Genomic DNA, 23754 nt, shown 5'->3' on the forward strand with positions numbered 1-23754 from the left:
TGATCGCTTTTCTATACTTTCTTCCTTTGTTTTTTTCTGCTTCTATAGAGCATCAACCCGATGACATATAAAAGGAATTAGGTCACATGAAGGTTATGCCATCTGTCATTTTGCTTGCTTCTGCTTTACCTCTCACAAGCTACGCCAATGAATGCGGTGAATTTACCATCGCAGATATGAACTGGAACTCAGCCAGTCTAATTGCTCATATAGACCAATTTATTCTCAACGAGGGATATGCGTGCGACGCTCAGCTAATACCCGGGGATAGCGTCCCTACAGGCACCTCTATGATCGAGAAAGGCCAACCAGATGTTGCTCCAGAACTCTGGACGAACGGCATCAAAGAAGCGTTAGACAAAGGTGTTGCTGAGAAGCGACTACGCTACGCTGGTAAATCTTTAACTAATGGTGGCGAAGAAGGCTTTTGGGTACCGAGCTACCTTGTTGAGCAATACCCCGAGCTAACAACCATAGAGGGAGTTATCAAAAACGCTAAGCTGTTTGAGCATCCAGAAGATGATGAAAAGTTTGCTTTCTATGGCTGCCCTGCCGGGTGGACTTGCCAAATAACTTCAGGACACCTTTTTGATGCACTGAAACTCGAAGACCATAACTTTGAAATGATTGATCCAGGCTCAGGTGCAGCGCTCGCAGGTACAATTGCCAAAGCGTACGAACGTAATAAAGCCTGGTTTGGTTACTACTGGTCACCAACGCCGGTACTCGGTAAGTATGAAATGGTGAAAGTTGATTTTGGAAGTGGGACGGATATAGAAGAGTTTCGTAACTGTACAACTCAACCAGATTGCGAATCTCCAAAAGTAACCATGTTCCCTGCAGCGCCAGTTCACACCGTTACAACCGAGAGTTTTGCAACCAGCCAACCAATCGCGTACCAGTACTTTCAGAAACGTGGGTTTACCAATGAGAAGATGAGTGAGCTTTTGGCTTGGATGGAAGATAATCAGGCAGACGCAGAAGAAGCAATGTATCACTTCTTGGAGACATCACCCGACGTATGGCACAACTGGGTGCCACAAGACGTGGCAGAGAAAGTACAACAAGCGCTGTAAAAAGCTTTATAACATTTGTTAAGGTAAATTACTTAACAAGACTCATTCGCGTTACAGATACCAGAAAGAAAAAGACCACGCTGTGCGTGGTCTATTGCTTGGCTACTTCTCGATTTTAATATTTTCTACGCGGGCTTTTAGTTTTTGACCCGGTCTGAAAGTAACAACACGTCGAGCAGAGATTGGAATGTCTTCACCAGTTTTAGGGTTACGACCCGGACGCTCGTTTTTCTCGCGAAGATCAAAATTACCAAAACCTGACAGTTTTACCTGTTCGCCATTTTCTAGTGCTTTACGAACTTCTTCGAAAAACACTTCAACCGTTTCCTTGGCATCCCGTTTGCTGTATCCGAGTGTCTCAAACAGGTTCTCAGCCAAATCGGCCTTCGTGAGTGCCATAAAACTTTCCTCAAAGCTATGTTAAACCTTGCTACTATCGTCAGTAGCGCCGAAGCATTTACCCTATTCAATCAATGAGATAAGGCTGTTTACAAGGAAAGTGTATGCCAAGCTTCTGATTTTCGCCAACTTTTTTATCTCAACTCTTTAATTATTTATGCAAATCAAGAACATAACACTCTTAATTAAGTGGATATTAAACTGGAAAACATCTAACTAGTGAACAGCAATTAGAAGTAAAAACCAAATAAAATCAGATATTAAGAATATATAACTTAATTGATACTTTTGTACAAAATCGAGACTTTACGCTTACCTCTAATAAAATCAGCCACTTGGTTTAACATTAATCTCAACAGAGATTATATTTCGAACACAGAATTTCATGCCATTTATGACTCAACAGGATTTAATTCGAATACTCATATTGTAGCAATCGATTTCGATGATGCTTGTCAACGCTATAAACGCCCTCTTCCCTGTTGAAAGTCGTGGTTCAAATGTGACAACAGCTTGAATATTTGGCAAGCGACGCCCTGGTCGCATTAGCTCTACTATTTCTCATTGTTTCAACCAAAGTGATCAAAGTTTGATATAGCATCTCTCGACTAACTGATATGAGCCCAAGCCAGACTAAAAGAAGTTGGAAGGAATTAACTGATATTTCAAATGTATAAGTGCGACCGATAACGCATTCATCAAGAATCAAATGTGAAACGTCACGTATTTGATTTCTGTATGCATTGAATGCAATTGCAACCGTATGATTACAATTAACCAGTTTAGTTAAGATCTATAAATTGGAAGTAATTATATGATAAGGAATGGTTTTTATTGTCTCCTCCCAGCTGTTGCATTGGCTACCCTCTCAGGATGTGGCGGTAGCGATGGAGGAAGCTCACCAAGTAGTTCTCTCACGGTACCGCAAACCAGCTTTAATCTCGAATCGACTGCATTCGAAGAGGCTAGCATTGATATCCCGTTTAGCGTTCGACACATTACTGGGGATAACCTTTACTATGGTGTATTCGGCGACAGTGAGGTGATAGAGAGAATCGATATCTACGCAAATGACGATAACACCGGCTATGCGAGCGTGCTTTTTAAGCTAGGATATCAATTGGGAAGTGGTACCAAATCAACCAATATTGAATTCAACATTTGTCACGATTACTACTGCAACGAGCACTATTCTGGTTCACCCAAATCTGTTGTTCTTACTAACGAAGTGACACTGGACCAAAAAATCAGCCTAGCTGAATCCAAAATCGAAGTTACTGCAGATTATAACGATGTAAATATAGGTCATAATGTTGCGGATCTTATCCAATTTTCTGGTTCTGATCCCTACCAACTTCATATAGAAGCACAAGCTGGCAATCCAATGGTAACATCTGTCAATCCTTTCCCAGCACTCACTAGCATCGGGCTTAATATGACATTTGAAACGCCTTCTGTTGTGGGAGGTGGAACATACAGTTCGGCTGTCACCGTCAAAGCCTGTTACGATGCTAACTGTGCTTATCCGATTGAAGGCAGCCCGATTACCGTCCCTGTTGATTACATTATTACAGGGATTACACCGACACCGACACCAAATCCGGACCCAGACACAGGAACACCAACAACGCCACCAACCAACAACGCGAAAGTCGAATTTGATAATCAACTAAGCCACAACACGATTGACGCAGCCTATTCAGACGCACTAAATGTGATAGCCATCGTTTCTGATTCACCAAAAAGCGCGGTCTATTTCTATAGCCTGTCAGACGCCAAGTCTTATGAAATCGACCTCACCAGAACTCCCACTTCTATCGCAGTCGATAATATCAATGGGACGAATCGCTTTATCGTCGGTCACAACATGATGATCACGACTGTAAACTACAATAACGCCACGCCACAAAGTAGCCAAACCAATCAGATATTCAATTCTCATGATGTCTTTGATTTGTCGACTGACGGTAGATACGTGTGGACGTTACCAAGCGAAGACCAGTGGGAAGAGCTACAGATCATCAACCTCAATGACGGTTCAGTCAAACTCGGTGATGTATGGGGTTACTATGAACAGACAAAATTAAAGATTAACCCGACGAGCTCTGCTCTATACAGCCTAACCACGGTAATAAGTCCTGGAAATATTTCTAGAGCAGATCTAACTGATCCGGCTTCGCCTGCATATCCGGTAAGCTCAATTTATCATGGCGACTACCAATTCTGTAGTGACTTTTGGTTCAATCATACTGGCACATCTATCTTTACCCAATGTGGTGTAATGCTAAATGCATCAGACAACGCCAATGAAGACATGCGCTATGGAGGTCAAATTACACTGCCACCAACGCAAGGTTGGCCATATTACTCTGCGATTGAAACATTGGACGAATCACACGATAGCACGAAGATTGCGTACACAATGCAGGGAGAAGACCGTGCAATAAGAGTCTTGTCATCGTCTGATTTGAACTTACAAGAGAGCTTCACCTTAGATGACTCAACCATAGGTAACATTGACTACCTTACTACTCCTAAGTTCCTATTCTATGGCGCAGACGGCAAACTCAACATTGTTGGTACAGCAATAACAAACTCCGAGACTCATACTCTCATTTTCCAACACTAGCTGCCCTTCTAACCTTGTTACAGAAACGGCAAAGGCCTCGCAAATCGCGAGGCCTTCGGTGTCAATTATGCTAAAGCAAATTACTCTTTACGCTACTTGGATAACGTATCTCTAAACAAGTCTTGGTCGAGTTCCAATCTTTTCAAACAAGGACCAATTTGATCAAGCTTATCAAGGTGCGTTGTTACGTGAGATGTTACGAGGCACATAGCGTAAAATTGCGAATAGTCATCCACCTCGTCAAATGTTTTATTAGGGAGCTTCTTCTCAACTTTAGCGACACAGAACTCCTCATTTTCTTGCATGTCATTGATACATTGCTGCTGCGTTATATCAAAGCACGCCAAATACTCTGGTTGTACACAAAATAGATCGTTTCCATTTGCATGCAACTTATCAAGGGCTGCTTCAGCTACAATTTCTTTGATTAGATTCTTTTTCTTCGGTTTTTCCGCCGTTGTAACACAACCACTTAAAAACACAGCCAACGTCACTGCTATATAGAACTTCATTCTTACCTATCTTTTTTGAATTGTTGTCACTTAACCAGTAAGGATATGCACAATCAGCCAAATCAAAGATTTGCCGTTTTGAGCGAATAATTATAAATCGCCTTACTATTCAAGAGATTGTACATAAATGCTCTACCATTGATAAACATTTAATAACTCAAATCAATAAAACGAAGCAGCAAACATAAACTCAACAAATAACATGCGTAATCAGCAAGCCTACAGCGAAATAGTAAATGTACTTCCCTCTCCCACTTTAGAATCGACTGTCAATGTACCATCGAGGTTATCCACCATAGCCATTGCGAGGGAGAGTCCTAGCCCATAACCTTGTACATTACTTCTGCTGCTATCGACTCGGTACAAGCGTTCAAAGACCAAAGCTTGGAACTTAGGCTCAATGCCGATGCCAGTATCTTGAACAGAGATACTCACTGATTCATCGCCCTCTTGTTCAGCACTCAATGTAACACTGCCTTGCTCGGTATATTTAATCGCATTATCAAGCAGGTTAACCAATACCTGCGTCAACTTGTCTGGGTCAGATTGAAGTCTTAAATCACTCGCCACATCGACGCTCAACTCAATCTGCTTGTCTTCGGCGACATCTTCATACCAACTCGCAACATTGCGGATAACTTCAGATACGTTCGTCTCAATTTTCTGCGGTATACGTTTTCCAGTTAGTTCATCATTGAGCTTCATTAAGGCAGAAAGCATGTTGCTCGCTTGCGTTGCGTGTTCTGCACAGTCGGCTAGCGCTTCTTTCATTGAATGCTGATCGCCATCGTTAATTAAGGCGGCTTGGGAGGCTAATGTGATGCGCGTGAGAGGCGTACGAATATCGTGAGCAATAGCATCGACCGTTGTGTTTAAAGTCGTAGTAACATGGTGAAGTCTCGCCACCGAACTCCGGACACTTGAACTGATCACCTCTAACCCTTTTGGCGACTCTGTATGCTGATCTTTGAGCTCCAATTGCCCTTTCTGGAGTTGGTCCAATAGATCACCAAACGTGACAAGCGGGAACATAGCACTTTGTATAATCTTACGGGTGAAGACTGCCGTTACTACCAACAAAGCCATAAGAGCATAGAGTGTCATTAACCATTGATTGAACGCTATGTGGTCTCTTGCACGATTATCCAGTACCAGCCAAAAGTCGTAACCCTCACCTTCCATTTTCAGCGACATGTAGGGATTAAATACAAAACTATCGAGCCACGTTTTTTGGTTATCAATCTGATACTGTAGAAGCGAGCCGGCCAAGTCAACGCCATTAGAGTTCGACAACCTATTAGCGATATTCATGTCCCCAGCCACAAGTACTACTTCATTTGGCTTGTGATTATTCACGGCATAGGCCGCAATATTGTTCTCTATAAGACGATGAGGATTCGCCTCCAACACATGAATCAGTCGCTCAGGCGAATCGTAGGTCAAGATTCGTTGATACTCAGCCGACATCGAGGTCATTATCTTCTTTTCAGTTCGATAAAGATCGAAGAAGAATATTGCCCCAACGATCAACTCCACCAGCAACAAGCAGAGCAACAGCGTTGCCATAAGGCGCAACAGCAAATGATTTTTAGCTTTCGCCAGAGCTTGTTCGATATTACGACTTGAGGACATAACCGACGCCTCTCAATGTATGAATCAACGGTGTTGAAAACCCTTTATCCACTTTGCTTCGCAAGCGACAGACCAGAACATCAACAACGTTAGTTTGTGGGTCGAATTGATGTCCCCATACGTGTTCTAAGATGGCGGTTTTAGACATCACCGCTTCTGGGTTCTCAAGAAGTAGCTTCATCAACATAAACTCACGCTGATTGATAGTAATCGTTTGTTGGTCACGACATAGAGTGTGTTTGATGAGATCAAGACTAAGAGGACCATACTCGAGCGATAAAGCCTGAGTGGCTGGTTGCTTTCCACGACGAGTCAGCGTTTGACAACGAGCTAAGAGCTCAGGGAAAGCAAATGGCTTTACTAAGTAGTCATCAGCTCCAGATTGTAACCCCTGAACACGCTCTTCCACCGAATGCTTTGCACTTAGAATAATTACTGGCGTTGCGTAGCCTTGTCCTCTCAGCTCTGCCAATACCTCAAAGCCATCTTTCTTCGGCAACATAATATCGAGAATAATGACATCGAATTCTTCAGTCATCGCTTCATGCAGACCGTCAATGCCGTCTGTTGCGTGCGTTACGCTAATCCCTTGTTGCTGAAAGCCATTCACCAAAAATTTGGCAATATGAAGATCATCTTCAATCAATAGTATTTTCATTAACGTCCATTTATTCGTAAGCCTTGTTCTCAATACACTCTATCAACATCCTTTCTCGAATATAACCAAGATTACAACTTTGTAATGTTTCGGAAAGACTGCAGCAATTATGACTTCGTTAGTATGACCTTGTTGAATCAAAACACCTTGTTGTTGAAACACAGGTCTCTGAAACAAAACCAATCAAAAATATGTCTTAACGGAGTAAACATGAAAACAATGACACGTACTTTTATCGCAGCAGCTTTCGCTTCATTTGGCTTCTCTAACTTTGCATTGGCTGCGGAAACTCAAACCGTATCGGTTACACAAATCTCTTCCAAAGCCGCATTTCAGCTAGCTCAAGAAGCGGTAAATCAATGTGAGACAGATGGTTACAAGGTTTCAGCTACCGTTGTTGATCTATCTGGAAACGTCATAGCTCAGTTACGCTCTGACGGCGCGGGTATCCACACATTAGACAGCTCTCGTAAAAAAGCCTTCACCGTTGCAAGCATGAAGCAGCCGTCAGGGAACTTGATGAAACTCATCGCTGACAAACCTATCATGCAGCCTCTACAAAACATGGATGACAATCTACTGTTCTTGGCGGGTGGCGTTCCAGTACAACTGAATAACTCTATGATTGGTGCTATTGGTGTTGGCGGCGCGCCGGGTGGACATTTAGATGTGGCTTGTGCTGACAAAGCGATTAAGAAATTCTTTTAATCACTGCTTGCCCGTATCTCTATATACACAAATAAACGAATAAACAAAAAGCGCTCCAATGTGAGCGCTTTTCAGGTATTCAGACGTGTAATCTCAATCAAATCATGCCGTCGTTGTGTGCAACTTTTGCGACTGCTTCTTAGTAATAGAGATACGTCTTACAAGGGCAATAACAAACACGAGGCTTTGAATCAGAACGATTGTTGGGGCTGGTGCACTATCAATATGGAAACTCAAATACGCGCCCAACACCATCGTTGTGAGGTTCACCACACACGCAATCCACAGCATGGTTGAAAAACGCTTCACTAACAGAAATGCTATTGCGCCGGGTGCGATAAGCAAACTAATTGCCAAGATAAGACCGATTGCGCTCAGTGTGGCTACAATGGTCAGCGAGAGGAACGTCAGCAAGGTGTAATGCAACACGGGTACATTCAGTCCACTAACTTTAGCTTGAACCTCGTCAAAAGAGTGCAACAGAAAATCTTTCCAGAACAATACGATACCGAGAACAACCACCGCTGAGATGATCGCTGCAGTACTTAGCTCTTGCGTATCTACGCCAAGCATATTGCCAAATAGGATGTGATCTAAGTGTGCGTGAGTATCTAACGCTACATAAAGCACAATCCCTAATGCAAACATGCCAGAGAACACAACGCCCATCACCGTGTCTTGTTTCACTCGGGAATTTTCTGCTAAGAAGCCGGTCAAAAAACTACACAACATCCCCGCCAAAAACGCGCCTAGCAATAACGGTAAACCCATAACATACGCCAAAACAATGCCCGGCAGTACGGCGTGACTCACGGCATCCCCCATAAGCGCCCACCCTTTCATCACCAGAAAGCAAGACAACAACGCAGTGGGCAAAGCGACAATCAAACAGATTAGAAAAGCGTTCTGCATGAAGGGAAATTGGAATGGCAACAACAAATCCATACTAATACTCCTTTGCCAAAGATGTGTGCTCAAGGGAAGAACCAGAAGAGCCGAGCTCGTCAGCAATTGGCCTCTTTGCTAGTGCTTTTTTCGCCCTTAAACGTGCAGCCAGATAACCATGCTTGGGAGCAAAGAAAAACGCCAAAAGGAAGATAATGGTTTGCAGGCAGATGATAATGCCACCTGTCGCCCCATCTAGGAAAAAACTAATATAAGCGCCAGTAAAACTTGTTGTACTACCAATAATGACTGACACCAAAATCAGTCGAGGGAAACGGTCGCACAACAGGTATGCCGTTGCACCCGGCGTCACCACCATAGCAATAACCAACAGCGCTCCTACCGTTTGCATCGCCGCAACAATCGATGCAGATAAAAGAGTTAAGAAAATCGCCTTTAGGACACCCGGATTAAGACCTATGGATCGCGCATGGTTTTCATCGAAGAACGTCACCATAAGATCTTTCCACTTCGCCAATAAAACCACCAGCGTGACAACACCAATCACGACTAACTGAAGCGTATCTTCAGGTGTGATAGCGAGAATGTTACCCATGGTGATGGTTTGAACGCTGACAGAGATGGGGTTGATTGAAATAAGGAAAAGACCCAATGCGAAAAATGAAGTGAAGACCAAGCCGATGATCACATCGATTTTCAAGCCGGAACGTTCAGACAGGAACAGCATAGTACCTGCGGCTATTCCACCAGAGATAAAGGCCCCGAAAGCAAATGGAAGACCAATCATATAAGCCGATGCGACACCCGGCACAACGGCATGCCCCAGAGCGTCACCGATTAAGGACCACCCTTTAAGCATGAGATACGCAGATAGGAACGCGCACACGCCACCTACCAAGGCAGACACCCACATGGCGTTATTCATATAGCCGTAACTGAATGGCTGTAACAACAGTTCCATCATAATTGAGGCTCCGTCTTTTTCGCTGTCAACGCCTTGCCATCATACTGAATGAATGGTCGCTCATCGTCAGTCAGAATGGTCAGTTCTCTGGTATCCTCATCGTGATGAAGTGCATTACCACCCAACTTAAAGTGTCTTAGAGAACCACCAAACACGCGCTGCAGGTTTTCCTCGGTGTAGGTCGTTTCAATCGGACCAGAGGCTAGAACTGTCTTGTTGACCATGATGGTTCTATCGCAAAACTCAGGCACAGAACCAAGATTGTGCGTCGACACCAACATTACATGGCCTTCATCGCGAAGCGATTTAAGAAGATCAATAATTTGATGTTCAGTCTTTACATCAACACCGGTAAAGGGTTCATCCAACAGAATCACTTTTGCTTCTTGTGCCAGTGCTCTAGCCAAGAACACACGCTTCTTTTGTCCTCCAGACAGTTCACCAATTTGACGCTTTCGAAACTCCAGCATATTGACGCGTTCAAGAGCTAGGTCGACGGCCAAATGATCCACATCTTTAGGCCTGCGAAGCCAATTCATGTGACCGTAACGCCCCATCATCACCACTTCTTCAACCAACACTGGAAAGCTCCAATCGATCTCCTCCGACTGAGGCACATAAGACACCATGTTACTTTTAAGCGCTTTTTTAACGCTCTCACCCAATATTTGGATTTGTCCTTTAGACATAGGAACAAAGCCCATGATTGCCTTAAAAAGAGTCGACTTTCCTGCTCCATTCACACCAACCAATGCCGTCACTGACCCTTGCGGTACGGTAAAGTCCGCATCATAAAGGGCTGTGTAACCATTACGATAGGTAACCGTTACATCACTGACTGAAATGCCAAGGCGTTCCTCACTTTTAACATCATTCATAGCTGGTGCTTTGCTCCCAATATCCGGTTGAAATCATTGTGTCTAATGTCATTGAACATATGTCTTAGTTCGTCGCAGTAAGGCCATTTGCTACAGTAGTTGAGGTCACTTTTAACAGATCTAGATAAGTAGGAACCGGACCATCAGCAGTTGATAGCGAATCGACAAACAGCTCACCGCCATACTGGGCGCCGGTATCTCTTGCCACTTGTTTTGCTGGCGAGGTATTGACGGTTGATTCACAAAATACGACTGGGATATGGTTTTGTTTTACGCCATCGATAACTGAACGTACCTGCTGTGGAGTGCCGACTTGATCAGCGTTCATTGGCCATAAGTACAATTCTCTCAAACCAAAATCTTTAGCAAGGTAACTAAACGCCCCTTCGCATGTGACTAGCCAGCGATTACCGTCAGGGATCTGAGCGATCTGGTCTTTTAAAGGTTCGATGGTTGCTCTGAGTTTGGCTTTGTAAGCAGCTGCGTTCTTTACATAAATCGCTGCGTTGTTTGGGTCGTGCTCAGCAAACGCTTCAACAATGTTATCAATATAGATAAGTGCGTTATCTAGCCCCATCCACGCATGCGGGTTCGGTTTACCTTCATAAGAACCGGAAGCGATAGGAATCGGGTTGATTCCCTTGGTCAACGTTACCGCCGGTACGTCTTTCATATTTGATAGAAACTGCTCAAACCAAAGTTCTAGGTTCATACCATTCCACAAAATAAGATCAGCATCAGATGCGCGAACAATGTCTTTTGGCGTTGGCTCGTAACCATGAATCTCAGCGCCAGGCTTAGTAACAGAAACCACCTCAGCGGCATCCCCTGCTACGTTTGAAGCCATATCAGCCAACACGGTAAAGGTAGTTACTACCTTCATTTTATCTTCCGCTGCATTTGCTAATGGCGACATTGCCAGTAACAGTGACGAGGCAACCAACGCTAGCTTTTTCATACCTTTCTCCTTGATGGTGAGAATCTCTAATACTGTGTTAACATATCCGTGATTTTTTGCGAATGGTTCGCATTTGCAATACATAGTAATGCGAACAATTCTCATTATCAACATTAAATTGTGTAATTAGGAAGGCTATTTATGACAGTGGATGAAATAGAGGTAGATAACGCCGACGTCATAGAGGAACTCGAAGGAATATTGAGGTCTCAAGGCGTTCGTGTGACACGGCAACGAATGGCTATTTTGGCCGTTTTGGCTCGCACACACGATCACCCAACCGTTGAAGAGCTGCACGAAAGAGCCAAGAAGTTCAACGTCAATGTCTCTTTAGCAACGGTTTATCGCACTGTCGCCGTACTTGAAGAACGCGGGGCCATCATTCGTAATGAATTTGAAGGTACTAATGCTCGTTATGAAATAGCCAATAGACCCCATCACGACCATTTGATTGATGTAGACAGCGGGCAAGTCATTGAGTTTTATTCAGAAGAAATAGAAGCGCTACAAGAAAAAATCGCTAAAGAGCTCGGTTATGACATCGTCTACCACCGCCTAGAACTATACGTAAAAAAGCGAGACGCTTGATTATCACAACACATCTCCCCTACCTGTTTCGAATAACCATAAGGATTTGAAACGAGGGAAGTTATTCCCCTGCAATAAAGCAAGTAACAACAAGACGGAAAACAGAATGGAAAAGTTCGAATGGCAAATTGAAACCAAAATTGGATTTAGGCCATTGCTCATGCTCTACAGAGCCTTGTTTAAGCCCAAAGGCTACAAGCAGTTAACTACCCATGCCATTGAATTCAACTCGACCGATGGTTTCCTTTATTACCGCGTGGAAGAGCTAGGCAGTAGTTGGGCCGTAAAACCAGAAGATGTTGCTTGCCTTGCGATGGAGAGTGCTTTGGGTAACTCTTCGCAATCACGAGATTACACAGGTTACTTGGCGGAGCTTCGAACCAAAAACAACGACCAGCATCGCTTTCAATGTGATCTCTCCGAAGCAGAATTTCAGCGAATGGAAAGAGAGATTTTAGCGCTACGTTAAGTGAAGGCTTAACCAGATCTAATGTGTACTACTCCAAACTCTTTTCTCCACTAATCTAAAACCTTCAGATATAAAAAAGCCATCACAAGAATGATTCAGTGATGGCTTTTACTTTTATTCCGACTAGTGGTGTATTTCAGCTACTAGTTAACGGTTAGACTCTTCAACTTTGAATTTGCTCATCAAATCATCGAGTCGGTTATTCACCTCTACAAGCTTGGCTGCACCTTCGTCCATCTCAATACCTGCTGCTTTCAACGCCACAACAATGTCGTTGATCTGATTAGTATTGCGGCCAATTTCATGGGTCACGCCACTCTGCTCTTCCGCAGACGTCGCGATTTGCATACTTGCATCGTTAATCTCGGTGATGTGTACAGATACCTCTGCCACACTGGCCTCTAAACCATTGGTGCTCTCTTCGGTATCATTACAGCGAGCTTTGGTACTCTCCATAGCTTCAACCATGGTTTTGCTGCCAACCAAGAGTTCATTCAGCGCTTTTTCAATCTCTTCGGTACTGGTTTTCGTGCGGCCAGCAAGGTTTCTCACTTCATCTGCCACCACGGCAAAGCCTCTACCCTGCTCACCAGCCCGAGCCGCTTCAATCGCCGCATTGAGTGCCAACAAGTTGGTTTGTTCCGCAATATCGCTGATGACCGTCAGGATAGAATAGATGCTCTCTGACTTAAGGTTCATTTCCTGAACGCGTTCCATCGCCTTATCGATGTCTGATCTCAGCTCAACCATACTCTCTTTAGAGCGCTCAATCGTTTCCATCGAGGCATAACCCAGAGACTCTGCCTTTTGGGTCAATTGAGCCGTTTGCGAAGCACTTTGCGCTACAGCTTCGGCTGTGGAGTTCATCTCAACAATCGCAGTGGCTACTTGTTCAGTCTCTGCAGCGTGCTCAGTCAATCTTTCCGCACTCACTCGTGACTGCTCAGATAGATTAGCCGTTCTGCTTTTCAGCTCTGATGAAAGTAACTTAACCTCAAGCACCATATCTTGCAGTTGAGAAACGAAGCCATTGATTCCTTTGGCAATACGACCCAAGTCATCGTTCGAGGTTTCTGGCAATCTCTTAGTCAAATCGCCATTACCTTGAGCTAGCCCTTCAACCAAATCACGCAGCGCCAACACAGGGCGGTATAGGTAATTAAAGACAAGCGTTAGGGTCAAAACGGTAAACAAGATCACCAGTAAGACACTGACAATTTTCTCTTGGCGTAAGTCGTATAGCTCGGCAAAAGCAACGGACTCATCAACACGAATCGCGAAATACCATGTTTTGTCTGCGACTTTAAACGCATTAGAGAACAGAAGCTTACCAGTTCCATCCAGCTCATATTCTTGAAGAGCAGAGGGTTGATTCACGGCATTCAGTGCAACGCTACCAAACCCTTGTAACTCAGACGCTTTAACACCATTTTTAATTTCTGGAGAAGATGAAGCCAAAACCGTGGTGTTCTGATCCATCATGATCGCCACTGCACCTGGGATCTCCGATACCTGTTTAACAACTTGGTTTAAGTAATCTAGCGTCAAATCTGAAGACAAAGTTCCATCAAACGCTTTCTGTACGAAGCTAATCCAGATAACACCATCACTCGCGATGTAAGGTTCAGTCACTGATACACCTGACTGTCTTTGGGCAAGCAGGTACCACTCTCTTTTCGTCACATCGCCATCATATTTGTGATTCGGCCATGTATCCGCACTTTGGTTCCAATAACCATCACCATTATCTAGAGAGATCACCACACTACCAATGTCCATCGCTTTGGCTAGTATTTGAGTTTGCTCGACATAATTTGTTGGGAAAGGTTTATTGTTGTAGTGATTGGCAATACTTGAAACGCTATTTGCCTTTTGAGCGAAGTACTGCTCAACAGTGAGGGATTGTTGCTTGGTGTAATCAGTAAAATACCGCTCTACATCCTTTATTACGAACTCTTCTGTCTGTTTATACCCATAAAGCTCGCTTGCCATTAATAACACCGTCATTAACAAAGCAACGGAACCTAATAAAATACCCTTGAAACCAAGACTTCCTTTTCTCATATACATCTCCCGACTTTGAGTACTGACGTGATTACTGCGGATCCTACAAATCATTCACAGAACCAATACTAAAACCCCTTATAACACAGTAATTACAAATAAAACTATCAGTAAAAATGTGAAGATTTGATGACAGCGTCGAATAAAGAGATCTAGACCACGAATCCATGCCCATTTTATTAAACCGGGACAGAAAATCTGTGTTGTATGTTCGCTTCAAGCCTTTGGCAATCAATAACCACATATACTAGGGGGTAGTATTTTATACTCAGGGGGAGTATAGTTTTTTAATTGTCATATACCACGGAAGAAGAGTTTCTGAATGAAAGATGTTAAAGGTGTATTCCGCAATCTGGAAAAGATGATGAGAAAGGCAAACTGGTTTGACGATGGATGGGAAATTTACAACCGTGGAGAATACCTGCAGTTATACAAGGAGACCTGGTTCAATCAAAGCCAAGGCGGTATTCATTTCGAAACCTTTATCGAAGGTCCCCAAATTAAACAAAAGTCTTTTCCTATCTGTATGCATGCCGAAGAGGACTGCCCTGCCCAAGCAGAGTTTATCCGCCAATTTAAAGAGATAGAGAAAAGTCGAATTGAGAGCTGGAAAGGATACAAAATTCAAGACAACAGCTACGGCATTTGTCAGCGAACGCTGCCACTCAACTTCAAAAACCTAGAACAGCGTTTATTTGAAGAGTTCAATCGACTGCGCGCTCTAGAGGCCAGCGTCGAAAAAGTACTAGATAGGCTTTAACATGAAAAAACAGAAAAGCCCTTGTATCGATATGTGCGATTTTTCCCACAGTAAAGGCTGGTGTCTAGGTTGTGGAAGAACGCGTGAAGAGTGTAAAGCTTGGAAATCAATGAAGCCCTACGCCATCAACGTATTGAAAAAAGAGTTGGTAAGAAGAAAGTCGCAAATGAGCCGATGACCACTCATTACTTTATGTAGGAGTCCAACACTTTAAGAACCACTTCCATATCTTGTTCGCGCTGCTTTTTGTTATCTTCTAGTACAACATGCTCTAGAAGGTGGCCTTTGATCACTTCTCTCATCAAACCATTAACCGCCCCACGAATTGCTGCTATTTGTTGTAACACGTCTTGGCATTGCTGATCTTCGTTGTCCAACATCTTCTTCAGGCCATTCACCTGACCTTGTATTTTGCTAACTCGGGCTTTGAGTTTTTTCTGATCTTTAGCGGTATGGGACATAAGGTACTCGAAGTAATTAGAAACAAGGGTTTACCCGTTAATGTAGCACTTAAATTATACTGGGGGGTAGTTTTGATTTGTGATGCTTCAGTGTGCGGCCCCATATGTAAAGCTCAGCCGTTAGTATCAATTTACAAAACAGACTTAAAATAACTAAAGAAAGGCGCCAAGAAGCGATACAATGCCGGCGCTGCAAAACAGTGGCGTAATATCCCTATTTACAAAGAACCTTAAAGTAACGATACATGTCTAAAGAACCCGGTTTCACTACAGAATACACCCTCGACAAAACTTTCTTCGCAGAATGTTATGACCAAACGAGCGTACCTGTTCAGTTCCCTAAAGCCTATTTAAAGGCGTTTCTGTTCCTTATTTTTGGCTGGGTTCTACTTGAGTTTGAGCTGTTACCGAGTGGCTACGTTGGCTGGTTGTTCATTGTATTGAGTGTGATTGAAGCGTTCAGCGTTTACTGTAAAAGAACTTGGTGGTTATGGCGTCAGAGAATCAGTTCTGGTTCGGGCAGCAAGGTAGTTTTTAAGGGTGACTTGGACGGCGTGAGTTACAAAAACTACAAAGCCACCAACACGATTAAATGGGGCCAAATCGACGAGCTTGAGCAGACTGACCTAGGCTTGATTATTCATATTGGTAAACAGCGCCAATACGTGAGTAAGTCGTGCTTAAATGATGAAGCCATTGCCTTCATGATGGAGCAGCACGCTGCTGCCAAAGAGACAGCTTCCAAATAGAGTAAATCACCAAAATGCCTGCTAACTTAGCAGGCATTTTTTCTTTCAGTTTCAGTAACTGGTGTGCTGTCAGTGCGATTTAGAAAAGTATACAGCATTTATGTGTTGATGAACTCGTAGCGCCAGTGGAAGAAACAAATACGATACCAAAGGGACAATTATCGCCACTGAAATGACTGTCACAACCACATGGCTATCCGATATATTTTCAGCAACCCACATGGGAATAAAATAAACCAAAGGCAACAAAATAGTAAACGTATATACCGCCACCCAATGCCTTGAAGGTGGCGTCGAATTCTCAACGCCTTTCATTGTGTATCCCTCACTGATTAATTGTTGTTTGCTTTTCAGATAAATGAGATTAGTTAAAAATCTTCGGTAAAAATCAGAATCAACTGACTCTCTTCACGCGCAGTAAAACTCAAGTCTTCAGCTCTAATTAACGTCCCTGCATTTACTTCAACACCATTGATTTGCGCACGCCCTGTACTCAAATAAACCAGAGCTTCACCTTGATGAGTAGTTTGATAACCCTCTTCGGCCTGCACCATCTCAATAACCGTGTGGCTATCAAACGTCTCCGATTGCGATTTACTTCCGCCATAAATACGTGTGCATTGATTCGCTTCAGGCGCATAAAATTTGTAACCTGCAGGCTCCCCTGCTACCTCAGGAAGAACCCATAGCTGAATCAATTGATTTGGCACACTGTCTGGGTTTACCTCGTTGTGGGCAAAGCCTTCACCGCCCGCACGTTGAACTTGCGCTTCGCCTGCCACCAGCCCTTTACCGTGCTCTAATGAACCTTCATGACTGACGCGGCCTTTGGCCATCACACTGATCACATCAATTTCGCGGTGTGGATGCATGCCCGTTTCACCGTATGGTAGAAAGTTGGCGTCTGCCAGATATACAAAGTTTCCAATACCATTCGAGGTCTTTGGATTTTTGCGAGCGCCAAACACGCGGTAGTCGGTCACAACTTGCTTTTCTTTCAAGCCTGCAAAGCCGCCTTGGGGTAATTGATCAAGAGTTAACATTTCCATCGTCGCTTCCTTAGTAATTTTGTTAGCTGATGGAAGTAGAATAGTTTGGTATCTGATATTGATATATAAGTCGATTGACACAATACTATTCAATATTTGATAACAATAAATGGATTTATGCTTAATTGTGATTTGAATGATTTGATGGTGTTCGCCACTGTCGTCGAACAAGGTAGCTTCACCGGAGCAGCCGAATCTTACAACACACCAAAATCAAACATCAGTCGTAAGATAACCCGCCTTGAAAACCACCTAGGCGTTAGATTATTGGAGCGTTCTACCCGCTCTCTTCACTTAACTGAGGTGGGTCAGCGCTATTACGAATATTGTCGCCGTATCAAAGATGAACTAAATGCTGCCGATAGCGCCGTTGAGTCTATGTTGGAGAAACCTCAAGGAAGATTACGAATTTGTACGTCTCTCGGTGTTGGTCAGTCTCTTCTCTCCGAGCACTTAGCCAATTTCTGCCTTCAGAACCCGGATGTTGAACTCGATTTAACGCTGACCAACCGACGCGTCGATCTTATCGAAGAAGGGTTTGATCTAGCCTTTCGCGTCGGAGAGCTAGCAGATTCTAGCTTGGTGGCGAAACGCTTATGCTCAATCAACTTAAAGCTCTATGCTGCTCCTAATCATGGATTCGAAAAGCTATCGCACCCAAGTGAGCTTCCAGAGCAACCGCTCATGCTGATGAGCGCCAAAGAACGTAGCGCCGACTGGCATTTGATTTCTGATGATAATGAACACCATATTTCCTTTAAGCCCAGCGTGAGGTGTGATGACTTCTCAATGCTAAAGCGCATGGCAATTCAAGGATTGGGGATCACAGAACTGCCCGATTACATGGCTGAAGAGTTTGTAGAAAATGGTAAACTAATTAATATCTTACCGGATTGGACATTCAAACCAGTCGATCTGTATGCGCTCTATCCTAGCCATAGAGGCGCAACACCTAAGGTAAGAGCGCTTCTCGATTACCTCACTCAAGAATTGTAATAACCGGACTCCAACAATGAACATCGTCTATCAAATCAGTGACTGTCACCTCTCTGACGAATCCAGCTATGAAAACCTACGTCTAGCACTGGAATATGCCAATAGCGACGCTAGCTGTAATACGATTTTCCTGACAGGTGATATTTGCTGTAACCCAAAATCCGGAGATTACACGGCCTTAGAGACCTTCATCAAACAGCACGTTAGTAACAAGTCGATTTACGCGATTGCAGGAAACCATGACGACTCTTCGTTAATGCGCGCAGAGCTTAAAGGTTCGACGATCTGTGTGACTGATAAAGCTACCGTTTGTGGGAGAGAGCTTGTGTTTCTCGATTCAAGCTACAAACCGTTGGATAAGCAACATCCGCTGGGTTCAGGGCGTATCGATAACCGCGGTATGGCGCAACTTAAAAAGCACCTTAGAAAGTCCAACGATCCCATTGTGGTTATCCATCATCCTGTTATTCCCGTTGGCTCCGATTGGATGAAAGCTATTCGCCTCGAGAACGACACTGAAGTGATGAAGGCTCTTCAAAAGTATCGCGTGCGCGACGTGATTTGTGGTCACGGACATGATGGTATTACGACTACACAGTCAGGCGTCACTCAGTACATGGCGCCAGCAACAGCCTATGGGTTCGACCACTCACTCGATGAATACAACCGCAGTGAGAAAATTGGATTAAGCAAAATCTCGCTCTCTGCCAATTCTATCGACTGCCAAGCCATCTATTTGTAGTCATTAGCAATAGCTTCACTTTGTAGGTGCTCGATAAACGCAGGAACCTTCTTGGCTATATGCTTTCTTGATGCGTAAAAAGCATATAGCACCAAGTCTTCAGGCTGGTATTCCAATTCAACAACCTCTAAGTTACCTGCGTTAATCTGCTCTCGACACAGTTCGCTTGGAAGTACCGCAAAGCCCAAGCCCGCTAATGCGCCAGCCTTCGCCAATTGCCCACTATTCACTTTAAATGCCGACTTTACCCGCAGTGTCACCGGTTGGTCTTTGTCATCCTTAAACACCCAAGGCGTGCCGTTGAGTACAGTAAAACTAGTGATACAAGGTACGTGCTTCAGGTCGGTAATTTGAGTTGGTTTAGCACAGGTTTGTAGGAGCTTAGGAGATACAACCACAACACTCGGCCAGCGTTTGATCTCGCGGGCAACCCAGTTATTGTCTTCAAGCTTTCCTCGATGAAAACTCAAAATCACATCGAAGCCATCCAAGAAATCCTCTTTTGGGCTGATGCTGGTATCACAACACAGCGAAATCGACGGATGCTTGGTACAAAAGGACACGACTGCTTGGGCAAGCTCCGGAGAATCTGGCATCAAAATATTGAGCTGCCCCATTACCTCATGTGAATGTTGCGCCACTTCTTCAAGTGCATCACTGAGTTTGTCCAACAATGGTTGAGTACGTAAATAGAGTTGCTCTCCGACTTCGGTTGGAGCAATACGACGAGTGGTTCGTTCGAATAATCGAGTATCCAGTTGCTCTTCCAGTAACGCGATGTGGCGACTGACGTTTGAAGTCGGTAAACACAAAAACTCCGCAGCGCGTTTAAAGCTATTGTTCTCATATACGCAATGAAAGCTTTTAAGCCACTGTTGATCGATTTTGTCTAACACCTTGTTATTTCACCCCTTAATAATCCCATAAAGTTGGATTATAAAACCAATATTCAACACTTTATTACCAAAAGCTGGCTCATACAATGTTCATCATTCAAATTATTAAGAACGAGGTTTGTTCATGAGTTGGCTAGAAAAACTATTAAATAAGAAGAACTTAATCAGTACCCACAAAGCTTCAATTCCTGAAGGTGTTTGGACCAAGTGCCCTAGTTGCGACCAGGTCTTGTATCGCGCCGCACTAACAGAAAATTTAGAGGTGTGTCCTAAGTGTAATCACCACATGCGAATGTCAGCACGAAATCGATTAGAGAGCTTTTTAGACAAAGGTGAACAAACGGAGCTAGGCAAACAATTTCTGCCACAAGATCTACTCAATTTCAAAGACAAAAAGCGCTACACAGAACGTCTAACACTTGCTCACAAGAACACTGGCGAAAGTGACGCATTGGTTGCAATGCAAGGTGAGTTATTAGGGCTACCTGTTGTCGCGTGCGCTTTTGAGTTTTCGTTTATGGCGGGCTCTATGGGTTCAGTGGTTGGTGCGCGTTTTGTGGAAGCGGTCGACGCAGCCATTGAAGCCAATTGTGGCTTAGTCTGCTTTTCCGCGTGTGGAGGCGCGCGCATGCAAGAATCACTGATGGCATTAATGCAAATGGCCAAGACCAGCGCCGCGCTAAAACGTCTGTCTGACGCAAAGCTTCCCTACATTTCGGTGCTCACCGACCAAACCTTCGGCGGTGTGTCAGCGAGCTTAGCGATGCTTGGTGACATCAACATCGGTGAGCCCAAAGCTCGAATTGGCTTCGCAGGCCGCAGAGTGATCGAACAAACCGTTCGCGAAAAGCTACCCGAAGATTTTCAACAGAGTGAATTTCTATTAGAGCATGGCGCACTCGACCTTATCATCGAAAGGCATGACATGCGAGAACGTGTTGCGAGGCTTATGGCGATGATGACGAATAGGCAAATTGAAGGTGATTTGCTCTAGTACTTGATATGAAAAAAAGAGCTATTAGATAAAATTCATAATTTCATAGCTTGGCCCAATATGACACCTACTGCATTTCACAAATGTATGTGTTGTATTTTGAAATCGCTTTAGTAATTATACGTTTAAGCCCTCTCATGGTTGTCGAAATCATAATGAAATACCTTATTGCGCTAGTTCTCATTTGTACCTCTTTCTCTTCCGTTACAAAAGAAAACACTTCTTGGGACTTTGCAACACTCGATACCGTGGGCAGTGTACTCAATTACTATAATGACTTAGCATCCCTTGTCGATCCTACGCTAAGAATGAGCCCAAATGATACCAAAGTGACTCGTACTCAAGATTATATTGAGAACTTGCCGATTGAAGAATTGCTCCTACTGGAACAATCTTTAAATTCTATGGATCTGCCTGAAGACTCGGCTGGTACAGTTATGAATATTAAAACTGTGGATGAACTACTATATGTGATGGATGATACAAATGCTGATTTTTGGACATATGAATATGATTACCCTAACCAGTGCCACAACATAAAGTTCGATACTGTCACTGCTGCAGATGGTATCGAGTACTTGATGACGTTAGAACTATACACCCTCGACGAAAAACGCAACGAATGTTTAGATAGTCTTCTTTACGTGCAGGTCATGCTTTTGCACTCGATAACTTGGCAAAAAGAAAAACAACTAGGAAAAGAGACCTTAAAAGAAATCTACGACCATGTTGAAAAAGAGGGTAATTATAAAAATACCATTGAAGGCTTGTTTGTCTCCCTGCACTACAACAAAGATAAAACACAAGTATTCACACTTATGGGCGACTAGTTAAGAGGGTGCTTCAAGTAACCTGAGAGCTCATAAACAATCTATTGAGCAATTCCTATTACCACCTAATACGCAACGTTGTTCCCTCATTAAGACAAGCTCTTCACTATCGCCATCACGCCCATTGCTAAGAAAAGAGCTCCGCAGCACCGGTTGAATATGTGGCCATTTTTTAGGAGCAGCGCTTTGACCTTATCGGCGACTCTCGCGACACCAAACTCAACCGCAAATTCAATGCACAGAAAAGTCACTGTAATCACTACAAACTGAGGGAAAAAGGCTTTGTTCGGATCGATGAACTGAGCCAAAAACGCGGTAAAAAATAGCAGCACCTTTGGGTTAGATAGCGCGGCAAAGTACCCTTGTTTAAAGAGTTGTCGTGGTAATAGTGCGACTACTTCCGTCTTGCCTTCAACGTGAACGCTTGGTGCATAAAACAGCTTCAGGCCTAAGAAGCCGAGGTAAAGAGCACCTAGCCATTGAAGAACAATCATCAGCTCTGGCTCAGCCTCTAGCAAGGTGCCTAACCCAAGCATGGCTATTGTGATTAATAAGAAGAAGCCACAAACGCCACCATAGATCGTCCATAGTGTCTTCTTATAACCAAATTGGGCGCCATGGCTGAGTGCCAATAAAGAGTTGGGGCCGGGAATACACGCTAACCCAAAAGCAGACAAAATAAACAAACACCACACTTCAAACGTCATAACTAACCTTCAACAAGATAACCGAATCTGTCGCTAGTATGCGTCGAAGAGTAATTTGATAACGGTAATATATGGACTTAAAATAGCACCATCTAGACATTTAAGGCTGCTGGTATGGATCACTCCAAAAACGTCCGGTTTCTATTAATCCCGTTAGACAACTTCAATATGTTCCCCTTTGGAGCGTTTTTAGACAAACTACGCTTCTCCGCCGATGACGCAGATCTTAGTCAGCAACGTTACTGTTCGTGGCAGATCATGTCTCATACTCAAGGAGTCGTAACGTCTAGCAGCAATATTCCAGTCATGGTTGAGCACACTCCAGATACCACCGAGTTGAAGGACGTTGATTACGTTGTCCTGTTTGGTAGCCGAACAGCTCACGACTCACAGCAACAAGCTCCCTTATATCGTGCATTTTTTAGAAAAGTTGTATCGGCTGGAATCAAGATCGTGAGCATCGATAACGCCTGTTTTACGCTTGCAGAGTTAGGGTTGCTAAACAATCATCAGGTCGTGGTCCACTGGCGACATCATCATGAATTTAAAGCGAACTATCCCAAGGTGATAGTGCGTGATGAGCAGTTGTATCACTTCGACAAAAAACTCATCAGCTGTACCGGTGGCAGCGCGACCATCGACCTTCTTATCGCTATCTTACAAGATCACGTAGGCCAGATTAGAGCTGAAAAAGGGTTAGCAGATATGCTGGTCGACGAAGGCCGTGGTAATCATCATCGTTTAAAATCATCTCAACATAGCACTTACCAAAATCGTCATGTCAACCGTGCTGTTTCATTGATGCAGGAGCATTTAGCACTGAGCACGACGGTAGATGACATTGGTGCCTTGATTGGCGTTAGCCGTCGCCAGCTAGACCGACTTTTCCAACAACAATTCGATATGTCTGTTCATCAATACTGGCAAGAGTTGCGCCTTCAACACCTACATTGGCGACTCATACACTCAAGCCATAGCTTGATACAGCTGGCGGATGAAATTGGTGTAAAAGATACCAGTTACCTGTGCAAAATATTCAGAAAGAGATTTGGGATGACGCCCAACCAATGCCGTCGCAATTCATTAAATCCAAGCCAATAAAAACACCCTGCCGGCTCTTGCCCTGACA

At 43.8% G+C, this 23754-nt stretch carries 26 protein-coding genes; 13 read left to right on the plus strand and 13 right to left on the minus strand.

Annotation, left to right across the window (positions count from 1 at the left end):
- The first annotated feature begins 86 nt into the window (after window positions 1–86).
- The gene (locus tag FIV04_RS08210) at window positions 87–1076 is read left to right on the plus strand and encodes an ABC transporter substrate-binding protein (RefSeq protein ID WP_152468830.1); all 990 of its coding nucleotides are present in this window, start codon (window positions 87–89) and stop codon (window positions 1074–1076) included.
- A 102-nt stretch (window positions 1077–1178) separates the two neighbouring features.
- Here FIV04_RS08210 and ihfA read toward each other — a convergent pair whose 3' ends face one another.
- Window positions 1179–1475 carry an integration host factor subunit alpha gene (ihfA, locus tag FIV04_RS08215; RefSeq protein WP_004734853.1) on the minus strand — a complete coding sequence of 99 codons (297 nt, stop codon included), beginning with the start codon at window positions 1473–1475 and terminating at the stop codon, window positions 1179–1181.
- An 814-nt stretch (window positions 1476–2289) separates the two neighbouring features.
- On the opposite strand from ihfA, the gene FIV04_RS08220 reads away from it, so the two are divergent.
- Window positions 2290–4104: a hypothetical protein gene (locus FIV04_RS08220; protein ID WP_152468831.1), complete on the plus strand. Its 1815-nt coding sequence runs from the start codon at window positions 2290–2292 to the stop codon at window positions 4102–4104.
- A gap of 92 nt (window positions 4105–4196) precedes the next feature.
- Here FIV04_RS08220 and FIV04_RS08225 read toward each other — a convergent pair whose 3' ends face one another.
- The 3 genes from FIV04_RS08225 to FIV04_RS08235 all read right to left on the minus strand — a co-directional run bounded on the left by FIV04_RS08225 (window position 4197) and on the right by FIV04_RS08235 (window position 6906).
- Entirely contained in the window at window positions 4197–4616 is a 420-nt protein-coding gene (locus FIV04_RS08225) for a hypothetical protein (RefSeq protein WP_152468832.1), read from the minus strand.
- A 219-nt stretch (window positions 4617–4835) separates the two neighbouring features.
- Window positions 4836–6248 carry a HAMP domain-containing sensor histidine kinase gene (locus tag FIV04_RS08230; protein ID WP_152468833.1) on the minus strand — a complete coding sequence of 471 codons (1413 nt, stop codon included), beginning with the start codon at window positions 6246–6248 and terminating at the stop codon, window positions 4836–4838.
- The gene (locus FIV04_RS08235) at window positions 6232–6906 is read right to left on the minus strand and encodes a response regulator transcription factor (RefSeq protein WP_152468834.1); all 675 of its coding nucleotides are present in this window, start codon (window positions 6904–6906) and stop codon (window positions 6232–6234) included. Before FIV04_RS08235 ends, FIV04_RS08230 begins: the two co-directional genes overlap by 17 nt.
- A 210-nt stretch (window positions 6907–7116) precedes the next feature.
- Between FIV04_RS08235 and FIV04_RS08240 the strand changes: the two genes are divergently transcribed.
- Window positions 7117–7614: a heme-binding protein gene (locus FIV04_RS08240; RefSeq protein ID WP_152468835.1), complete on the plus strand. Its 498-nt coding sequence runs from the start codon at window positions 7117–7119 to the stop codon at window positions 7612–7614.
- Between the two features lie 102 nt (window positions 7615–7716).
- On the opposite strand, the gene FIV04_RS08245 is transcribed toward FIV04_RS08240, so the two are convergent.
- From FIV04_RS08245 to FIV04_RS08260, 4 genes are all read right to left on the minus strand, one after another.
- Entirely contained in the window at window positions 7717–8559 is an 843-nt protein-coding gene (locus FIV04_RS08245) for a metal ABC transporter permease (protein ID WP_152468836.1), read from the minus strand.
- Window position 8560: 1 nt separating this feature from the next.
- On the minus strand, window positions 8561–9481 hold the full coding sequence (locus FIV04_RS08250; RefSeq protein ID WP_152469547.1) for a metal ABC transporter permease: 921 nt from the start codon (window positions 9479–9481) through the stop codon (window positions 8561–8563).
- Complete coding sequence (locus FIV04_RS08255; RefSeq protein ID WP_150872718.1) at window positions 9481–10362, minus strand: manganese/iron ABC transporter ATP-binding protein; 882 nt, start codon at window positions 10360–10362, stop codon at window positions 9481–9483. Before FIV04_RS08255 ends, FIV04_RS08250 begins: the two co-directional genes overlap by 1 nt.
- A gap of 64 nt (window positions 10363–10426) precedes the next feature.
- Complete coding sequence (locus FIV04_RS08260) at window positions 10427–11320, minus strand: metal ABC transporter substrate-binding protein (protein ID WP_152468837.1); 894 nt, start codon at window positions 11318–11320, stop codon at window positions 10427–10429.
- 141 nt (window positions 11321–11461) lie between these two features.
- On the opposite strand from FIV04_RS08260, the gene FIV04_RS08265 reads away from it, so the two are divergent.
- Both FIV04_RS08265 and FIV04_RS08270 read left to right on the plus strand, forming a co-directional pair.
- Window positions 11462–11908, plus strand: coding sequence for a Fur family transcriptional regulator (locus FIV04_RS08265; protein WP_152468838.1), 447 nt, complete (start codon window positions 11462–11464; stop codon window positions 11906–11908).
- A gap of 106 nt (window positions 11909–12014) precedes the next feature.
- Window positions 12015–12377: a hypothetical protein gene (locus FIV04_RS08270; RefSeq protein WP_152468839.1), complete on the plus strand. Its 363-nt coding sequence runs from the start codon at window positions 12015–12017 to the stop codon at window positions 12375–12377.
- Window positions 12378–12524: 147 nt separating this feature from the next.
- Here FIV04_RS08270 and FIV04_RS08275 read toward each other — a convergent pair whose 3' ends face one another.
- The gene (locus tag FIV04_RS08275; RefSeq protein ID WP_172974234.1) at window positions 12525–14441 is read right to left on the minus strand and encodes a methyl-accepting chemotaxis protein; all 1917 of its coding nucleotides are present in this window, start codon (window positions 14439–14441) and stop codon (window positions 12525–12527) included.
- Between the two features lie 322 nt (window positions 14442–14763).
- Here FIV04_RS08275 and FIV04_RS08280 point away from each other — a divergent pair, with 322 nt between their 5' ends.
- Window positions 14764–15201: a hypothetical protein gene (locus tag FIV04_RS08280; protein ID WP_152468841.1), complete on the plus strand. Its 438-nt coding sequence runs from the start codon at window positions 14764–14766 to the stop codon at window positions 15199–15201.
- Between the two features lies 1 nt (window position 15202).
- Complete coding sequence (locus tag FIV04_RS08285) at window positions 15203–15379, plus strand: DUF1289 domain-containing protein (protein ID WP_152468842.1); 177 nt, start codon at window positions 15203–15205, stop codon at window positions 15377–15379.
- Between the two features lie 7 nt (window positions 15380–15386).
- On the opposite strand, the gene rcnR is transcribed toward FIV04_RS08285, so the two are convergent.
- Window positions 15387–15662, minus strand: a complete 276-nt coding sequence (gene rcnR, locus FIV04_RS08290) for a Ni(II)/Co(II)-binding transcriptional repressor RcnR (protein WP_152468843.1) — start codon at window positions 15660–15662, stop codon at window positions 15387–15389.
- Between the two features lie 245 nt (window positions 15663–15907).
- On the opposite strand from rcnR, the gene FIV04_RS08295 reads away from it, so the two are divergent.
- A complete protein-coding gene (locus FIV04_RS08295) occupies window positions 15908–16411 on the plus strand; it encodes a YcxB family protein (protein ID WP_152468844.1) in 504 nt (167 codons plus the stop codon).
- Window positions 16412–16779: 368 nt separating this feature from the next.
- On the opposite strand, the gene FIV04_RS08300 is transcribed toward FIV04_RS08295, so the two are convergent.
- Window positions 16780–17460 carry a pirin family protein gene (locus tag FIV04_RS08300; RefSeq protein WP_152468845.1) on the minus strand — a complete coding sequence of 227 codons (681 nt, stop codon included), beginning with the start codon at window positions 17458–17460 and terminating at the stop codon, window positions 16780–16782.
- 117 nt (window positions 17461–17577) lie between these two features.
- On the opposite strand from FIV04_RS08300, the gene FIV04_RS08305 reads away from it, so the two are divergent.
- Both FIV04_RS08305 and FIV04_RS08310 read left to right on the plus strand, forming a co-directional pair.
- Entirely contained in the window at window positions 17578–18456 is an 879-nt protein-coding gene (locus tag FIV04_RS08305; protein ID WP_152468846.1) for a LysR family transcriptional regulator, read from the plus strand.
- 16 nt (window positions 18457–18472) lie between these two features.
- Window positions 18473–19198: a metallophosphoesterase gene (locus FIV04_RS08310; RefSeq protein WP_152468847.1), complete on the plus strand. Its 726-nt coding sequence runs from the start codon at window positions 18473–18475 to the stop codon at window positions 19196–19198.
- Here the strand turns inward: FIV04_RS08310 and FIV04_RS08315 are convergent.
- Window positions 19189–20094 (minus strand): LysR family transcriptional regulator, encoded by a 906-nt coding sequence (locus FIV04_RS08315; protein WP_152468848.1) that lies wholly within the window; start codon window positions 20092–20094, stop codon window positions 19189–19191. The two genes, FIV04_RS08310 and FIV04_RS08315, sit on opposite strands and share 10 nt — an antisense overlap.
- Window positions 20095–20218: 124 nt before the next feature.
- Here FIV04_RS08315 and accD point away from each other — a divergent pair, with 124 nt between their 5' ends.
- Both accD and FIV04_RS08325 read left to right on the plus strand, forming a co-directional pair.
- The gene (gene accD, locus FIV04_RS08320) at window positions 20219–21088 is read left to right on the plus strand and encodes an acetyl-CoA carboxylase, carboxyltransferase subunit beta (RefSeq protein ID WP_152468849.1); all 870 of its coding nucleotides are present in this window, start codon (window positions 20219–20221) and stop codon (window positions 21086–21088) included.
- Window positions 21089–21243: 155 nt separating this feature from the next.
- Complete coding sequence (locus FIV04_RS08325) at window positions 21244–21918, plus strand: hypothetical protein (RefSeq protein WP_152468850.1); 675 nt, start codon at window positions 21244–21246, stop codon at window positions 21916–21918.
- Window positions 21919–22007: 89 nt separating this feature from the next.
- Here FIV04_RS08325 and FIV04_RS08330 read toward each other — a convergent pair whose 3' ends face one another.
- Window positions 22008–22625 carry a LysE family translocator gene (locus FIV04_RS08330; protein ID WP_152468851.1) on the minus strand — a complete coding sequence of 206 codons (618 nt, stop codon included), beginning with the start codon at window positions 22623–22625 and terminating at the stop codon, window positions 22008–22010.
- Window positions 22626–22739: 114 nt separating this feature from the next.
- Here FIV04_RS08330 and FIV04_RS08335 point away from each other — a divergent pair, with 114 nt between their 5' ends.
- The gene (locus tag FIV04_RS08335) at window positions 22740–23726 is read left to right on the plus strand and encodes a GlxA family transcriptional regulator (protein WP_152468852.1); all 987 of its coding nucleotides are present in this window, start codon (window positions 22740–22742) and stop codon (window positions 23724–23726) included.
- Window positions 23727–23754 lie beyond the last annotated feature (28 nt).

The organism is Vibrio sp. THAF190c, assembly GCF_009363355.1.
In the GTDB taxonomy this organism is placed as follows: domain Bacteria; phylum Pseudomonadota; class Gammaproteobacteria; order Enterobacterales; family Vibrionaceae; genus Vibrio; species Vibrio fortis_A.

Bases quoted from the DNA above. Each gene is read 5' to 3' on its own strand.
- FIV04_RS08210 (WP_152468830.1), top strand. From the start codon at position 87: ATGAAGGTTATGCCATCTGTCATTTTGCTTGCTTCTGCTTTACCTCTC.
- ihfA (WP_004734853.1), bottom strand. From the start codon at position 1,475: ATGGCACTCACGAAGGCCGATTTGGCTGAGAACCTGTTTGAGACACTC.
- FIV04_RS08220 (WP_152468831.1), top strand. From the start codon at position 2,290: ATGATAAGGAATGGTTTTTATTGTCTCCTCCCAGCTGTTGCATTGGCT.
- FIV04_RS08225 (WP_152468832.1), bottom strand. From the start codon at position 4,616: ATGAAGTTCTATATAGCAGTGACGTTGGCTGTGTTTTTAAGTGGTTGT.
- FIV04_RS08230 (WP_152468833.1), bottom strand. From the start codon at position 6,248: ATGTCCTCAAGTCGTAATATCGAACAAGCTCTGGCGAAAGCTAAAAAT.
- FIV04_RS08235 (WP_152468834.1), bottom strand. From the start codon at position 6,906: ATGAAAATACTATTGATTGAAGATGATCTTCATATTGCCAAATTTTTG.
- FIV04_RS08240 (WP_152468835.1), top strand. From the start codon at position 7,117: ATGAAAACAATGACACGTACTTTTATCGCAGCAGCTTTCGCTTCATTT.
- FIV04_RS08245 (WP_152468836.1), bottom strand. From the start codon at position 8,559: ATGGATTTGTTGTTGCCATTCCAATTTCCCTTCATGCAGAACGCTTTT.
- FIV04_RS08250 (WP_152469547.1), bottom strand. From the start codon at position 9,481: ATGGAACTGTTGTTACAGCCATTCAGTTACGGCTATATGAATAACGCC.
- FIV04_RS08255 (WP_150872718.1), bottom strand. From the start codon at position 10,362: ATGAATGATGTTAAAAGTGAGGAACGCCTTGGCATTTCAGTCAGTGAT.
- FIV04_RS08260 (WP_152468837.1), bottom strand. From the start codon at position 11,320: ATGAAAAAGCTAGCGTTGGTTGCCTCGTCACTGTTACTGGCAATGTCG.
- FIV04_RS08265 (WP_152468838.1), top strand. From the start codon at position 11,462: ATGACAGTGGATGAAATAGAGGTAGATAACGCCGACGTCATAGAGGAA.
- FIV04_RS08270 (WP_152468839.1), top strand. From the start codon at position 12,015: ATGGAAAAGTTCGAATGGCAAATTGAAACCAAAATTGGATTTAGGCCA.
- FIV04_RS08275 (WP_172974234.1), bottom strand. From the start codon at position 14,441: ATGAGAAAAGGAAGTCTTGGTTTCAAGGGTATTTTATTAGGTTCCGTT.
- FIV04_RS08280 (WP_152468841.1), top strand. From the start codon at position 14,764: ATGAAAGATGTTAAAGGTGTATTCCGCAATCTGGAAAAGATGATGAGA.
- FIV04_RS08285 (WP_152468842.1), top strand. From the start codon at position 15,203: ATGAAAAAACAGAAAAGCCCTTGTATCGATATGTGCGATTTTTCCCAC.
- rcnR (WP_152468843.1), bottom strand. From the start codon at position 15,662: ATGTCCCATACCGCTAAAGATCAGAAAAAACTCAAAGCCCGAGTTAGC.
- FIV04_RS08295 (WP_152468844.1), top strand. From the start codon at position 15,908: ATGTCTAAAGAACCCGGTTTCACTACAGAATACACCCTCGACAAAACT.
- FIV04_RS08300 (WP_152468845.1), bottom strand. From the start codon at position 17,460: ATGGAAATGTTAACTCTTGATCAATTACCCCAAGGCGGCTTTGCAGGC.
- FIV04_RS08305 (WP_152468846.1), top strand. From the start codon at position 17,578: ATGCTTAATTGTGATTTGAATGATTTGATGGTGTTCGCCACTGTCGTC.
- FIV04_RS08310 (WP_152468847.1), top strand. From the start codon at position 18,473: ATGAACATCGTCTATCAAATCAGTGACTGTCACCTCTCTGACGAATCC.
- accD (WP_152468849.1), top strand. From the start codon at position 20,219: ATGAGTTGGCTAGAAAAACTATTAAATAAGAAGAACTTAATCAGTACC.
- FIV04_RS08325 (WP_152468850.1), top strand. From the start codon at position 21,244: ATGAAATACCTTATTGCGCTAGTTCTCATTTGTACCTCTTTCTCTTCC.
- FIV04_RS08330 (WP_152468851.1), bottom strand. From the start codon at position 22,625: ATGACGTTTGAAGTGTGGTGTTTGTTTATTTTGTCTGCTTTTGGGTTA.
- FIV04_RS08335 (WP_152468852.1), top strand. From the start codon at position 22,740: ATGGATCACTCCAAAAACGTCCGGTTTCTATTAATCCCGTTAGACAAC.